We start from the raw sequence: 14,157 nt of genomic DNA on the forward strand, positions 1-14,157 counted from the left end.
GTGTCGGCACCGAGTGGTTGACTCCTGGATGTGACCCAGACCAGCCCCCAGCAGTCCCAGCAGTCAGGCGTCCCCGACGACGTACGTCCCTGGCCCGCGCTCGCGGCGCTGTGCATCGGGTTCTTCATGATCCTGGTGGACATGACGATCGTGACGGTCGCGACCCCCGACATCGTCGAGGAGCTGCACGCCTCGCAGAACGCCGTGCTGTGGGTGACCAGCGCCTACCTGCTGGCCTACGCCGTGCCGGTGCTGATCACCGGTCGCCTCGGCGACACGATCGGCCCGAAGTGGATGTACCTCGCAGGGCTGGCTCTCTTCACCGCGGCCTCGTTGTGGTGCGGGCTGAGCGGCTCGATCGAGATGCTCATCGCCGCCCGGGTCGTGCAGGGCGTCGGTGCCGCGATGATCACGCCGCAGACGATGGCGGTCATCACGCGTATCTTCCCGGCCGAGCGACGCGGCAAGGCGATGGCGCTGTGGGGCGCCACGGCCGGCGTGGCGACCCTGGTCGGTCCGATCCTCGGCGGCGTGCTGGTCGACGGCCTCGGCTGGGAGTGGATCTTCTTCATCAACGTGCCCATCGGCCTGATCGCCCTCTACCTCAACTGGCGCCTCGTGCCGGTCCTGTCGACCAACGACCACAGCTTCGACTGGCTGGGCGTCGCGCTGAGCGGGGCCGCGATGTTCGCGCTGGTCTTCGGTATCCAGAACGGGGAGCAGCGCGACTGGGACGCCGTGGTCTGGGTCCTGATCGTCGGCGGGCTCGTCCTGATGGCGCTGTTCGTGCTGTGGGAGGCGCGCAACCGCAAGGAGCCGCTGGTCCCGCTGAGCATGTTCTCCGACCGCAACTTCTCGGTCTCCAGCTTCGGCATCTCGTGCATGGGCTTCGCTGCCGTCGCGATGGGCTTCCCCCTCATGCTCTACGCCCAGCTCGTCCGCGGCCTGTCGGCACTCGAGGCGTCCCTGCTCTTCGTGCCGATGGCACTGCTGTCCCTGGTGATGGCGCCGGTCGTGGGCCGCTTCACCGACAAGGTGCACCCGCGGCTGCTGACCGCGGGCGGCTTCGCACTGACGAGCATCGCGGTGTTCTGGACCTCGCGGGGTCTCGAGCCCGACGCCTCCTACTGGCGGATCCTGGTCCCGATGGCGGTGCTCGGCCTCGGCATGTCTGCCGTGTGGGCACCGCTCGCCGCGACCGCCACCCGCAACCTGCCGATGCACCAGGCCGGCGCCGGTGCGGGCGTCTACAACGCCACCCGACTGGTCGGCTCGGTGATCGGGTCGGCCGGCATCGCGGTGCTGATGGAGAACCGTCTCGCCGCCGAGGGTCTCTCGGGCGGCGGCTCGGAGGCGGCCGGCCAGTCGCTGCCCTCGCAGGTCTTCGCGCCCTTCAGCCAGGCCATGTCCGACGCGATGCTGCTGCCCGCGATCGTGCTGGCGCTCGGGTTCGTGGCGGTCCTCTTCTTCGAGGCTCCCCGCCACTTCGGGTCGGCGGCGGTCACCGCTCCCGCTGCCCCCGCGGAGTGACGGGCCGGCCGTGAACCCCTACGACCGCTACCTGCTGCCGCGGGTGATCGACAAGGTCTGCGGCACCGGACCGATCCAGAAGCGACGGAGCGCGCTGGTGCCGCGGGCCCACGGCCGGGTGCTCGAGGTCGGCATCGGCACGGGGCACAACCTGCCCTTCTACGACACCGGCAAGGTCAGCGAGGTGATCGCCCTCGACCCCGCGCAGCAGATGCACCGCCGCGCGCGTGACCGCGCGGCCGAGGCCGGGGTGACCGTGCGGGTGCTCGGGCTGCCGGCGGAGACGATCCCCCTGGAGGACGACGACGTCGACACCATCGTGATGACGTTCACGCTCTGCACGATCCCCGACCCGGCGCAGGCGCTCTCCGAGATGCGCCGCGTGCTGAAGCCGGGAGGCGAGCTGCTGTTCTGCGAGCACGGCGCGGCCTCCGACGCCGGGGTCCGGAAGTGGCAGCGCCGACTCAACCCGGTGCAGCGCCGTCTGGGCGGCGGCTGCCACCTCGATCGCGACATCTCCGGCCTGATCCGCGGGTCCTTCGAGATCTCCGACCTCGACGAGGGCTACGCGGAGGGTCCTCGGTTCGCGGCGTACCTCTACCAGGGCACCGCCGTCTGAGCGTCCGGGAGGACGGTCAGCCGATCGCTCGGCCGGCGGAGCGCAGGTTCTCGCAGGCCTCGACGACGCGCGCGGCCATGCCGGCCTCCGCCGCCTTGCCCCACGCGCGCGGGTCGTAGCTCTTCTTGTCGCCGACCTCGCCGTCGACCTTGAGCACGCCGTCGTAGTTGCTGAACATGTGTCCCGCAACGGGGCGGGTGAACGCGTACTGGGTGTCGGTGTCGACGTTCATCTTCACCACGCCGTAGTCGACGGCGGCGCCGATCTCCTCGGCGGTCGAGCCCGAGCCGCCGTGGAAGACCAGGTCGAACGGGCGCGAGCCCTCGGCCTGGCCGAGCTCCTTGGCGGCCGCCTCCTGCGCCGCCTTGAGGATCTCGGGACGCAGCTTGACGTTGCCCGGCTTGTAGACGCCGTGCACGTTGCCGAAGGTGAGGGCCGTGAGGTAGCGGCCGTTGGTCATCGGGTCCCCCAGGGCCTTGATCGTGGCGATCGCGTCCTCGGGAGTGGTGTAGAGCTTCTCGTCGATCGCTCCGACGATGCCGTCCTCCTCGCCACCGACGACGCCGACCTCGATCTCGAGGACGATCTTCGCCGCCGCCGCCTTGGCGAGCAGCTCCTCGGCGATCCGGAGGTTCTCGTCGAGCGGCACGGCCGAGCCGTCCCACATGTGCGACTGGAACAGCGGGTCCTCGCCGCGGGCGACCCGCTCGGCCGAGATCTCGAGCAGCGGGCGGACGAAGCCGTCGAGCTTGTCCTTCGGGCAGTGGTCGGTGTGCAGCGCGATGTTGACCGGGTAGCTCTTGGCCACCTCGACGGCGTACGCGGCGAAGGCCAGCGAACCCGTGACCATGTTCTTCACCGACGGGCCGGAGAGGTACTCCGCGCCGCCCGTGGAGATCTGGATGATGCCGTCGGAGCCGGCGTCGGCGAAGCCCTTCAGGGCCGCGTTGAGGGTCTGCGAGGACGACACGTTGATGGCGGGGAAGGCGAAGGCCCCGGCCTTCGCGGCGTCCAGCATCTCGGCGTACTTCTCGGGGGTGGCGATAGGCATTGCTCCGCTGCTCCTGATCACAGGGGTCTGGTCGTCGGGCCCACCCTAGTGCGGTGGGAGCTCGTCGCCGCACCAGGGCAACCGATCGGACACCGGTCGCGTACTACCGGGTGAGGGACACCCGATCCACGGAGGACGCCATGCCCGACATCGCCGAGCAGCTCGACGCGGCCATCGGCAGCCCGCCCGACCCCGCCCCCGCGCTGGACCGGACCCTGGTGGCGGGCCGCCGGGCCCTGCGCCGGCGCCGGCTGGCCTACGTCGCCGGGGCGGCCGCGACGGTCGTCGTCGTCGGAGGTACGGCGTGGGCGGCCGCCCCGGGCGACGGACCGCACCGCTCCGACGGACCGGGCTTCAGCGCGCCGGCGACGGCCACGCCGACGGCCGCCGGCACGCCCGAGCAGGCTCCGGACGACGGCCTGCCGGTCCAGCCCGACTGGATGGGCCAGGACGCCGTGATGCTCGGCCGCGGCGGGGAGGTCCTGGTCAGGCCGGGGTGGACCCTGACCGACCGGGTCGACGAGGTCAACGGTCCCGGCACGATCGGGCTCGAGGTCGTCAAGGGCGATCGCCGCCAGTGGTTCCTCTTCGGTTCCGCGATGACCATCTCCAGCCTGCACGCGCCGTCCGAGGGCTACGCCACCTTCCAGGAGTGGATCGACGTCAACGGTCCCCTCATCGAGGCCCACCCGCCGAAGCACCACCGCCACCGCGGCCCGGACGGCACGGAGGACGGGTGGCCGGGCGTGCAGCGCGACGACCTGGTCGCGTTCGGCTCCGGCGAGACCCTGGTCGCCCTCGACGGCGCGACGATCCTCGAGCAGCGGCCGTCGCCGGACGTGGGCGACGCCTTCGCGACCGCCGCGGACACCAGCGCCGTAGCGCTCGTCCGTGCCGACGGCAAGGAGTGGTACGTGCTGGCGCGCCGGACCGACGGTCCCGCGCAGTACATCGCCGTCCCCCGCGCCGAGAGCGGCGCCGACCTCGACGCGTTCCTCGCGTTCGCCCGCGACCGCTACGCCGAAGGTGGCGGTGGCCTGTTGTGAGCGCGTCCGACCGCGAGACGTCTTACGTCGACTACGTCACCGCCCGCCGCGAGCACCTGCGGCGGGTGGCCTATGCCCTGTGCGGCGACTGGCACCGCGCCGACGACCTGCTGCAGATCGCCCTGGTGAAGCTCTACGTCGCCTGGCCGCGCGTCCGGCGGGGCGGCAGCGAGGACGCCTACGTCCGCCGGATCCTGGTGCGCGCCAGCATCGACGAGTCCCGTCGGCCGTGGCGGCGCGAGCGTCCCACGGACACCCTGCCGGATCAGCCGGCCGCGGCCCCGACCGGCGTGGAGGACCGATCGGCGTTGTTCGACGCGCTCCAGGCGCTCCCACCACAGCAGCGCGCCGCGGTCGTGCTGCGCCACTGGCTCTGCCTCTCCGTCGCCGAGGCGGCCGCCGAGCTCAGGATCAGCGAGGGCACCGTGAAGAGCCACACCTCCCGCGGGCTCGCCGCCCTCCGGGGCGCCCTCGCCCACAGCGAGACCGGCTGACCCTCCCCCACCGGCCCCGCACCACCCCCATCCACGAAACAAGGAGCACCTGTGAAGCTGCGACTCGGCGCTGCCGTCCTCACTGCCGCACTCATCCCGCTGACCGCGCTCACCGGCGCGGCGCCCGCCCGCGCCGGGACGGTCGACGTCACGCCGCCGGAGGTGGGCAGCTGCCACCAGCTGACCTGGCACCAGGTGGCCGGCCAGTCCGACGCGCGGCCCTCGGTCCCGTGCACGGACGAGCACGACCTGGTCACGACGAGGGTGATCACCTTCGACACCGCGCCCGACTGGACGAGCGACGAGCTCTACTACCGGGTGGCGCGGCAGTGCTACCGCTCGATCAACGACTTCTTCGGCGGCGACGCGAAGGACGTCCAGCTGTCGACCTACAGCACGTGGTTCTTCTACCCGACGGCCGCGCAGCAGGAGGCGGGGGCGGCCTGGGCGCGGTGCGACCTCGGCCTCCACACGACCACGGGCCGCGCCCACCGCGACGCCCTGAAGCAGCTCCCGACCGACGGGCAGCCCACCCTCGGCACCGCCCCGCTGGACGACTCGATCGCGCGCTGCCGACTCGGCGGCGGCGGCGACTTCGCCGTCACCACCTGCGACCACGCCCACCGATTCCGTGCCGTGCGGGCCTTCCGCTTCCCGGGGGCGACCTACCCGGGACTGAAGCGCATCACGCACTGGTCGGTGCACCGCTGCGACCACGCCCTCGGCGACGACTTCGGCTACTTCGACGCCCCGACGAAGTTCCTCTGGAGCGCCCACCGACGGTTCACGATCTGCTTCACGCGGACGCGGAGCTGACCCTTCTGCCCGTTCCTGCCCGCAGGTGCACCTTGACGACCTAGAGTCGGCGGCTCCGTCATCCGAACCCTGGGGGATCTCTCGTGAAGCTGCGACTCGGCGCCGCCGTACTGGCTGCCGCGCTCCTGCCACTGACCACCTTCCTCGTCCCGGCGCCCGTCTCCGCGGGCACGGTCGACACCACCCCGCCCACCGTGGGGAGCTGCCATGCGCTGTCGTGGAAGCAGTACATGGCCAGGACCGAGGCCGCACCGGCCGTCGACTGCTCGGCCCGCCACACCTCGCTCACCGTCCGGGTGACGCAGCTCGAGACCGCGCCGACCAGCTGGGACGACGTGTACGCCGACGAGTACGTGCCGTGCCTGAAGGACGCCGTCCAGGCGACCGGGGGAAGCGCCGCGAAGTACCAGATGACCGCCTACGGCGTGACCTTCTACCGTCCCACCGCAGCCCAGATCGACGCGGGCGCGGCGTGGCTGCGGTGCGACATCGTGCTCATCGGCGGTGACGAGGCCCTCGCGCCGGTCCCCCAGGACACGGTCATCGGCGGCGCACGCCCGTCGGCCGACGTGCGCAAGTGCCGCGAGGGCAAGCGGGCCGACTACCGGCTGACGGTCTGCACGCGGCCGCACAAGTACGTCGCCTACACCACCGCCCGGATGCGCAACCGCAGCTACCCGGGCGAGAAGGCGGCCAAGCGGTTCGCGGCGCGCCGGTGCAACGACCTGATCGGCGGCGGCGGCGTCTTCCTCTACGAATGGGTGACCAGCCGCTACTCCTGGCGCGCGGGCCTCCGCAACGCGGTGTGCCTCCCCGAGGACAAGTGACCACGCGTCTCCGGCGGGTGGGGGCCGCCGGCGTGCTGCTGATGGCCGTCCTCGCCTCCGTGGTCGCCGTCGACCTCGCGACGCCGGCGACGGCGGGCTCGGCGGCGACGACCGGCGACGACACCACCCCGCCGGCCGTCGGCACCTGCCACGACCTGCACCTCGATGCGGCCTACGCCGACACCGACGACCGGCCCGCGGTCCGGTGCAGCCACCGGCACTCGACCTACACCTACAAGGTGCTGGTCCTCGACGAGGCGCCGAACTGGTGGGACGCCGACGAGATCGCGGCGATCGAGGCACGGTCGTGCCTGCCCGACTTCGTCGCGACGCTCGGCGGCAACGGCAGGACGGTGATGCGGTCGGCGTACTTCTCCAAGACGTTCCTGCCGACCACGGAGCAGCGCCTTGCGGGCGCGACCTGGATCCGGTGCGACGTCGAGCTCGCTGGCGGCAACCGCCCGGCGTGGCTGCCGCAGGACCTGACGCTCCCCCGCCTTCCGCTGCCCGACTCGCTGGCACGGTGCCGCAACACGTCCTACCGCGACTACGCGCTGACGGTCTGCGACCGGCGACACCGGTACCGCGCGGTGGCGTCCGTCGCCTACCCACGGGACTCCTTCCCCGGAGCGAAGGCCGCGAAGGCCTACGCGCTGGAGAAGTGCTCGCGCCGGCTGCCGCGCCAGGCGTTCTTCTACGAGTGGCCGTCGAGGGTCACCTGGCGCGCCGGGCTGCGAACGGCCGTGTGCCTGGAGAAGACCGGCAGCTGAGGGAGCGACCGAGCAGGTCGACCGACCTGGCCGGCGTAACCCGACACCGCTGGAACACGTTTCACCACTGAGTGCACGGAAAGTCCGCTCGGAGCTCCCCGAGGCGTCCACCCCCCACGCCGCCGCACTCGAAGGAGCGCTGCGCGGCGGCGGCCCACCCAGCCGACCGTCGCGACGCCGTACGACGGCCTCGGCGGTGCCGTTCCTGCTCGGCGCCGCCGTGGTCCGTACGACGGTCTCAGCCGCGCCAGGCCGGCGGCCCGGAGTCGCCGGTGAGGTCCGCGTGCGTGCGGATCCAGGCGTGCATCGCGATGGCGGCGGCCGCCGAGGCGTTGATCGACCGCGTGGAGCCGAACTGAGCGATCGAGAAGGTGCCGTCGCAGGCCTCGCGCGCTGCCTCGGACAGGCCCGGCCCCTCCTGGCCGAAGAGGAAGCAGACCCGGCGCGGGACCTCCATGGTCTCCAGGTGGAGGGAGCCCGGCAGGTTGTCGATGCCGAGCAGCGGCACCGGCCCGTCCTCCAGCGTCGCGAGGTGCGCGTGCAGGTCCGCGACGGTCGCGTGGTGACGCACGTGCTGGTAGCGGTCGGTCACCATCGCGCCGCGACGGTTCCACCTGCGGTTGCCGACGATGTGCACCTCGCGCGCGAGGAACGCGTTGGCCGAGCGCACGATCGTGCCGATGTTGAAGTCGTGCTGCCAGTTCTCGATCGCCACGTGGAAGTCGTGCCGGCGGGTGTCGAGATCGGCGACGATCGCCTCCAGCGACCAGTAGCGGTAGCGGTCGACGACGTTGCGCCGGTCGCCCTCGGCGAGCAGCTGCGGGTCGTAGTGGTCGCCGGCCGGCCACGGCCCCTCCCAGGGACCGACACCGACCTCCGCGGGGCCGTGCGGCATCGGGTCGTACGGCGCCCGACCCGGCTCGGTCGTCCGCTCATCCACGGGTACCCACCTCTCCTCAGGACGCTCCGACTACTGTTTCGACGTGCCCGAAGTCCTGGCCCAGGTGTCGACCCTGGCCATCAGCCTCCACGACCTCACCCGTTGGCTCAGTCCGGACTTCTTGCTGAAGGAGTTCGGCACCGCGCTGTTCTGGGTGGGCATCATCGTCCTCTTCGTGGAGTGTGGGTTGCTCTTCCCGTTCCTCCCGGGCGACACGCTGCTGTTCGCCATGGGGCTGTTCATCGCCGAGAGCAAGGTCGACATCGTCCCCGGCGGGCACTTCGGCGACCTGGTCGTCTGCCTGGTGATCTACTCCCTGGCCGCCTTCGCCGGCAACGTCACCGGCTACGAGCTGGGCGCCAAGATCGGACCGCGCATCTACGAGCGCGACGGCCGCATCGTGAAACGGGTCTACCTGGAGCGGACGTCGGAGTTCTTCGACCGTCACGGCCACTCCGCCCTGATCGCGGGTCGGTTCGTGCCCTTCGTCCGCACCTACATCACGCTGGTCGCCGGCGTGACCGGCATGAAGCGCCGGGTCTTCCTCGTGTGGAGCGCCGTCGGCGCGGTCGCCTGGGTGACCTCGCTGACCGTGATCGGCTACGTCCTCGGCCAGACCTTCCCGAGCCTCGGCAAGTACATCGACCTGGTGACCTACGGTCTGCTCGCCGTCACCGTGGTCGCACTGGCCTTCGAGATCTGGCGCAAGCGCCACGAGGACAAGGACGAGCCCGCTCCGACGTCCGAAGCCACCGCGGAGTGACGCTCAGGCCCCGGCGGCGGCCCGGGCCGCGTCGAGGTCGGCCTTCGTGAGGACGGCTCGCACCTCGAGCCCGACGTCGGCGAGCGGGTTCACGTCGGCCGGGCTGCGGTCGATCGCGCACACCACGGTCTCGACGATCGCGCCGCCCTCGCGCAGGGCGTTGGTCGCGTCGCGCACCGCCCCGCCGGTCGTGATGACGTCCTCGATGAGGGTGATCCGGCGGCCGTCGTACGGCGTCCCCTCGGCGAGCTTGCAGGTGCCGTACTTCTTCGCCTCCTTTCGCACGAAGAGGGCGGGCATCCCGATCAGCTGACTGATGGTCGTCGCGATCGGGATCCCGCCCATCTCGAGCCCGCCGAGCAGCTCGGTCTCGGCCGGCAGCAGCTGCGCCATCTCCCGCGCGACGCGGGCGAGGAGCAGCGGGTCGGCCTCGAAGAGGTACTTGTCGAAGTACTCGTTGCTCACCTGGCCCGACCGGAGGGTGAACTCCCCGGTCAGGCGGCAGGTGGCATCGATGTCGGCGGCGAGGTCCGGGTCCGTGGAGGTCACGCCCCGAGGCTAGACGACCTGGACGTTGGTGCTGAAGGCGGACATCGGGCTGGTGCCGGCGGCGTTGGTCGCCCGCACCTTGCAGTGGTAGGTCTTGCCCGAGGTCAGCCCGGTCACCAGGATCGGCGACGACGCTCCGGTCCGCGAGCGGGTGACACCGCCGTTGGTGGAGACGCACTGCGCGAGGTACGACGTGATCGCGCTGCCACCGTCCGAGGCCGGCGGCGAGAAGGACACCTTCACCCTGCCCGCCGTGCTCGGCGCGGCCGTCACGTTGGTCGGTGCGCCCGGCCGGGTGGCCGGCTGGGTGAACGCCGCGGACAGCGCCGAGAACTGGCCGTTGCCGACGGCGTTGGCCGCCCGCACCTTGCACTGGTAGGCCTTGCCCGGCGTCAGGTTGCGCACCGTGATCGGCGAGGCCGTGCCGGTCGCGGCCCGGGTCGTGCCGCCGTTGCCGGAGACGCACTGCGCGACGTAGCCGGTGATCGGGCTGCCGTTGGCGGCGGGCGGGGTGAAGGACACGTTGGCCGTCGTCGCCGACGTCGGCGTGCCGGTCACGTTGGTCGCCCTGCCCGGCACCGTCGCGGCAGCGGGCAGCGTGATGGTCGTGGACTGCGTCGACCAGGAGCCGGGGCCCACGGCGTTCTTCGCACGGACCTGGCAGCGGTAGGACTTCCCGGGGGTCAGGCCGGTGACGTTGATCGGGCTCGCGGTCCCGCCGCCCACCTGGCTGACCCCGCCGTCAGGGGAGGTGCAGCTGGCGTCGTAGCCGGTGATCGCCGATCCTCCGTTGTTGGCCGGCGGGGTGAACGACACCTGGGCGCTGGTCGACGAGGTCGGGTTGGCGGTGACGTTCGTCGGGGCGTCCGGGGCGCTGGTGCGCGGCGCACCGGTCCAGAACGGCACGCTCAGCTGGAGCGGGTCGCTGCCGTTGCCGTCGGCCAGGTCGAGCTGGACGCGGAGCTGCGAGCCGTTCTGCTGCGTGGTCGTCTTGATCGGCACGAGGAACTCCCAGGCCGACCCGAACGTGAAGTTCGGTCCCGAGGGCAGTGGCCAACCGGAGTACCAGCCGGAGTACGAGTTGGAGTAGCGGCCGTCGGCGGCGACGTTCGACCACTGCGGGCACTGCTGGGCCTGCGTGATCTGGTACTGCGTGCCGCCCGGAGGGGTGTAGTAGCACTTGATCGGCGCGGTGGTGTCGAACTGGACGCCGGACGGCAGCACGAACTTGGGGAAGATGAACGGCGTGCTGCAGTGGTTGCCGACGAGCTCCGCGTAGAGGTCGAGGTAGGTGGAGTCACCGGTCCGGGGCGAGATCGGGCTGGCCGAGCGATCGCCGTAGTACGACGCGAACGCGCCGATGCCGAACTCCTGGTAGGGGCTACCGAGGATGATCGACGAGCAGTTGGTGATCGTCGTCTCCTCGAGAGGGCCGGAGATCCAGCCGTCGGCCGCGTGCGCAGGCGCCGCAGGCGAGAGGGTGACGGCCGCGAGGGCAGCAGCGGCGGCCGCCGGGATGCTGAGCAGCCGGCGGAGGGACAGGCGCTTCATGGGGTTGCCTTTCTCGAGACAGGTGGTGGTGCGGGGCCGGCCGGGACGGGCGCCTCGGGAGGACGCCCGCCCGGCCGTGGGAGGTTCAGGCCACGCGGAAGGTGGCGCTGAAGGTGGAGAAGGGGCTGCTGCCGGCCGCGTTGGTCGCCCGGACCTCGCAGTGGTAGCTCTTGCCCGAGGTGAGCCCGGTGACGGTGAGCGGCGAGGCCGCCCCCGAGACCGACCGCGTCGTGCCGCCGTCGGTGGACACGCAGTGGACCAGGTACGACGTCACCGCGCTACCCCCGTTGGAGGCCGGCGGCAGGAAGCTGGTCTTCGCCGTCGTGCCGCTCGGTGCGACCGTCACGCTGCGCGGCGCGCTGGGCGCCTCCGCGGCCAGCGCGAAGGACGGGGTGAGCGCGGAGAACACGCCGCCGCCGACCGCGTTGATGGCGCGGACCTGGCACTGGTAGTGCTTGGTCTTGGTCAGGTTCGGCACGGTGATCGGCGACGTCGTACCGCTCTTGGTCCGGGCGGTGCCACCGTCGGGCGACGTGCAGCGGGCCAGGTAGGACGTGATCTCGCTGTTGCCGTCACGGGCCGGCGGGGCGAAGGACACCCGCGCCGACGTCGAGGTGGCGCCGACGGCGCTCACGCCGGTCGGGGCACCCGGACGGCTCACCGGCAGCACGGGCTGCCAGTCCGGCGTCCAGCCTGCCGTCAGCGGCCGCAGGTCGCTGCCGTCGACGGCGACGGTGCTGATCGACGGGTGGGTCCACGTCGAGCCGGTCCAGGTGTTCTGCGCGAACGCGAAGCGGGTCTGGTCCGGTGACCAGGTCAGGCCGCGGAGGACGCCGTCGCTGCCCTGCAGGAAGTAGATCCGCTCGGTGTCCTCGACGCCGGGGGTCTGCACGGACAGGCCGAGCTCCTCGAAGGCGATCTTCTTGCCGTCGGGCGACCAGCGGGGGGTGTGGCCGAAGCTGTCGCTGATCTTGATGTCGCCGGTGCCGTCGGGCCGCACGGTGTGGATCGTGGCGGCGCCGGGGCCGGTGGCGCGGAGGTAGGCGATGCGCGCTCCGTTGGGGCTCCAGTCGGGCGACTCGAGGTAGTAGCCGGGCTCGACCTGCGGGACGACCTCGTGGGCGTCGGTGCCGTCGGCGTCGACGGTCCAGATCGCGCCGTTGCGGGAGTAGGCGAGGTGCGCGCCGTCGGGCGACCAGCTGATCGAGACGTCGTCGCTGAAGTCGGCGACCTGGTGCGCGTCGGTGCCGTCGGCGTCCATCACCCAGAGGTGGCTGTCGTGGAGGTAGGCGATCTGGCGGCCGTTCGGCGACCAGCGCGGCTGGAGGTCCGGGGCGGGGTCGTTGGTGAGGCGCTGGAGGCCGGTGCCGTCGGCGTGGATCGTGTAGATCTCGCGGTTGCCGTCACGGTCGTCGGAGAAGGCGATCACGCCGTTGGTGGTGCCGGCCTGGAAGGCCGACGGGGCGATCGGTGCCGCGTGGCTCGGAGCCGCGGTCGCGAGGAACGCTCCCGAGAGCGCCGTGGCGAGCGGCAGCGCGCCGGCGACGATGCGGCGGGTGCGGTTCGTGGTCATCGTGGTGCTCCTTGGTTCTCTCTTTTTCGGTTGAGGAGACCTTGCCCCGACCCACTTCAGGACGACTTGGGCGCGACTTGAGGCGCCCTCAAGTGGCGGGCGCGGGGGGTGACCGAGTGGTGTTGGATGGCGAGGTGACCGAGATGAGCCGCCAAGCCCGCCGACTCGACGGGATCGGGACCACGATCTTCACCGAGATGTCCGCGCTCGCCATCCGCACGGGCGCGGTGAACCTCGGTCAGGGCTTCCCCGACCGGGACGGCCCGCCCGAGGTGATCCGCCGGGCGGTCACCGCCCTCCAGGACGGTGCCAACCAGTACGCGCCCGGCCCCGGCATCCCCGCCCTGCGCCAGGCGATCGCCCGCCACCAGCACCGTCACTACGGCATCACGCTGGACCCGGACGTCGAGGTCGTGGTCACGACGGGCTGCACCGAGGGCATCGCCGCCGCGCTCCTCGGCCTGGTCGACCCGGGCGACGAGGTGGTGGTGCTCGAGCCCTACTACGACTCCTACACCGCGATGATCACCTTCGCCGGGGGCGTACGGCGCCCCGTCACCCTCCGCGCCCCGGACTTCCGGCTCGACGTCGACGCGCTGCGCTCGGCCGTCGGGCCCCGCACCAAGCTGATCCTCCTCAACTCACCCCACAACCCGACCGGGACCGTGCTGACCCGGGCGGAGCTGGAGGCTGTCGCCGCGGTCGCCATCGAGCACGACCTCCTCGTGGTGACCGACGAGGTCTACGAGCACCTCGTCTTCGACGACGCCGCGCACGTCCCGATCGCGACGCTCCCTGGGATGTGGGAGCGGACCCTGACGCTGTCGAGCGCCGGCAAGTCCTACTCGTTCACCGGGTGGAAGGTGGGCTGGGCGACCGGCCCCGCACCGCTGGTCCGAGCACTCCTCGGAGCCAAGCAGTGGCTGACCTTCACCTCCGGCGCGCCGCTCCAGCCCGCCGTGGCCACGGCCCTCGACGACTGCCCCGACTACCCGGCGACCCTGGCGAGGAGCCTGCAGGAACGGCGCGACCATCTCGTCGAGGGGCTGGCATCGGCCGGGCTGCCCGCGTTCGTGCCCCAGGGGACCTACTTCGCCGCGACCGACATCAGCCACCTCGGCTGGGCCAGCAGCCGCGAGTTCTGCCTGGCGCTCCCGGAGCGGGCGGGCGTCGTCGCCGTACCCCTCGAGGTGTTCTACGACGACCCCGACGCCCCCGGCGCCGGCCGCCAGCTGGTCCGCTGGGCTTTCTGCAAGGAGACCTCGGTCATCGACGACGCCCTGCGCCGCCTCTCCTCCGCCCACCTCGCCGCCCGCTGACGCGACCTCCGCCCGACGAGCCGCCTCGCTCGCTCGTCCCCCGCCCGCTCGTCGAGTAGCCGCCCCACCCGCTCGTCCCCCGCCCGCTCGTCGAGTAGCCGTCGCGAGGAACGAGCGACGGCGTATCGAGACGCCGCGACGTACCCACCGGCCTCGCCTTGGGTGGTCGGTCCGAGTTTTTGGATAACGGGGTTGCGCGCCGCTGGGGTCGAGGTGCGGTCCCCCGGGCCCTACCTCGGGTGGGAGGAGGCTTGAGGTGCTCCTGGTGGTGACGGACGCAGGAGTACGACGAGTAGCTGCCGCGAGGAA

Annotated in this window: 14 protein-coding genes; 9 read left to right on the forward strand and 5 right to left on the reverse strand. The window is 71.8% G+C overall.

The genetic code is table 11. The annotated features are described in order from the left end of the window. Positions 1-30: 30 nt before the first annotated feature. Complete coding sequence (locus ACAX67_RS14260; protein WP_370704513.1) at positions 31-1,530, forward strand: DHA2 family efflux MFS transporter permease subunit; 1,500 nt, start codon at positions 31-33, stop codon at positions 1,528-1,530. Positions 1,531-1,540: 10 nt separating this feature from the next. After that, positions 1,541-2,149 carry a class I SAM-dependent methyltransferase gene (locus ACAX67_RS14265; protein WP_370704514.1) on the forward strand — a complete coding sequence of 203 codons (609 nt, stop codon included), beginning with the start codon at positions 1,541-1,543 and terminating at the stop codon, positions 2,147-2,149. A 16-nt stretch (positions 2,150-2,165) separates the two neighbouring features. On the opposite strand, the gene fbaA is transcribed toward ACAX67_RS14265, so the two are convergent. After that, positions 2,166-3,200, reverse strand: a complete 1,035-nt coding sequence (fbaA, locus tag ACAX67_RS14270) for a class II fructose-bisphosphate aldolase (RefSeq protein WP_370704515.1) — start codon at positions 3,198-3,200, stop codon at positions 2,166-2,168. A 140-nt stretch (positions 3,201-3,340) separates the two neighbouring features. On the opposite strand from fbaA, the gene ACAX67_RS14275 reads away from it, so the two are divergent. From ACAX67_RS14275 to ACAX67_RS14295, 5 genes are all read left to right on the forward strand, one after another. Beyond that, entirely contained in the window at positions 3,341-4,246 is a 906-nt protein-coding gene (locus ACAX67_RS14275) for a hypothetical protein (protein WP_370704516.1), read from the forward strand. Beyond that, complete coding sequence (locus ACAX67_RS14280; RefSeq protein WP_370704517.1) at positions 4,243-4,740, forward strand: SigE family RNA polymerase sigma factor; 498 nt, start codon at positions 4,243-4,245, stop codon at positions 4,738-4,740. Before ACAX67_RS14275 ends, ACAX67_RS14280 begins: the two co-directional genes overlap by 4 nt. Positions 4,741-4,791: 51 nt before the next feature. Continuing rightward, positions 4,792-5,556 carry a septum formation family protein gene (locus tag ACAX67_RS14285; RefSeq protein ID WP_370704518.1) on the forward strand — a complete coding sequence of 255 codons (765 nt, stop codon included), beginning with the start codon at positions 4,792-4,794 and terminating at the stop codon, positions 5,554-5,556. Between the two features lie 83 nt (positions 5,557-5,639). Beyond that, positions 5,640-6,383 carry a septum formation family protein gene (locus ACAX67_RS14290; RefSeq protein ID WP_370704519.1) on the forward strand — a complete coding sequence of 248 codons (744 nt, stop codon included), beginning with the start codon at positions 5,640-5,642 and terminating at the stop codon, positions 6,381-6,383. Then, entirely contained in the window at positions 6,380-7,153 is a 774-nt protein-coding gene (locus ACAX67_RS14295) for a septum formation family protein (protein WP_370704520.1), read from the forward strand. Before ACAX67_RS14290 ends, ACAX67_RS14295 begins: the two co-directional genes overlap by 4 nt. Before the next feature lie 238 nt (positions 7,154-7,391). Here the strand turns inward: ACAX67_RS14295 and ACAX67_RS14300 are convergent, their stop codons facing one another. Beyond that, entirely contained in the window at positions 7,392-8,048 is a 657-nt protein-coding gene (locus ACAX67_RS14300) for a TrmH family RNA methyltransferase (protein ID WP_370704549.1), read from the reverse strand. A gap of 88 nt (positions 8,049-8,136) precedes the next feature. Here ACAX67_RS14300 and ACAX67_RS14305 point away from each other — a divergent pair, with 88 nt between their 5' ends. Then, entirely contained in the window at positions 8,137-8,856 is a 720-nt protein-coding gene (locus tag ACAX67_RS14305) for a DedA family protein (protein ID WP_370704521.1), read from the forward strand. Positions 8,857-8,859: 3 nt separating this feature from the next. Here ACAX67_RS14305 and pyrE read toward each other — a convergent pair whose 3' ends face one another. From pyrE to ACAX67_RS14320, 3 genes are all read right to left on the reverse strand, one after another. After that, the gene (pyrE, locus tag ACAX67_RS14310) at positions 8,860-9,405 is read right to left on the reverse strand and encodes an orotate phosphoribosyltransferase (RefSeq protein ID WP_370704522.1); all 546 of its coding nucleotides are present in this window, start codon (positions 9,403-9,405) and stop codon (positions 8,860-8,862) included. A 9-nt stretch (positions 9,406-9,414) separates the two neighbouring features. Then, a complete protein-coding gene (locus ACAX67_RS14315) occupies positions 9,415-10,956 on the reverse strand; it encodes a fibronectin type III domain-containing protein (RefSeq protein ID WP_370704523.1) in 1,542 nt (513 codons plus the stop codon). An 85-nt stretch (positions 10,957-11,041) separates the two neighbouring features. After that, the gene (locus tag ACAX67_RS14320) at positions 11,042-12,529 is read right to left on the reverse strand and encodes a fibronectin type III domain-containing protein (protein ID WP_370704524.1); all 1,488 of its coding nucleotides are present in this window, start codon (positions 12,527-12,529) and stop codon (positions 11,042-11,044) included. Between the two features lie 143 nt (positions 12,530-12,672). Here ACAX67_RS14320 and ACAX67_RS14325 point away from each other — a divergent pair, with 143 nt between their 5' ends. Continuing rightward, entirely contained in the window at positions 12,673-13,848 is a 1,176-nt protein-coding gene (locus tag ACAX67_RS14325) for a pyridoxal phosphate-dependent aminotransferase (protein WP_370704525.1), read from the forward strand. The last annotated feature ends 309 nt before the right edge of the window (positions 13,849-14,157 follow it).

It is taken from the genome of Nocardioides candidus (assembly GCF_041321175.1).
In the GTDB taxonomy this organism is placed as follows: domain Bacteria; phylum Actinomycetota; class Actinomycetes; order Propionibacteriales; family Nocardioidaceae; genus Nocardioides.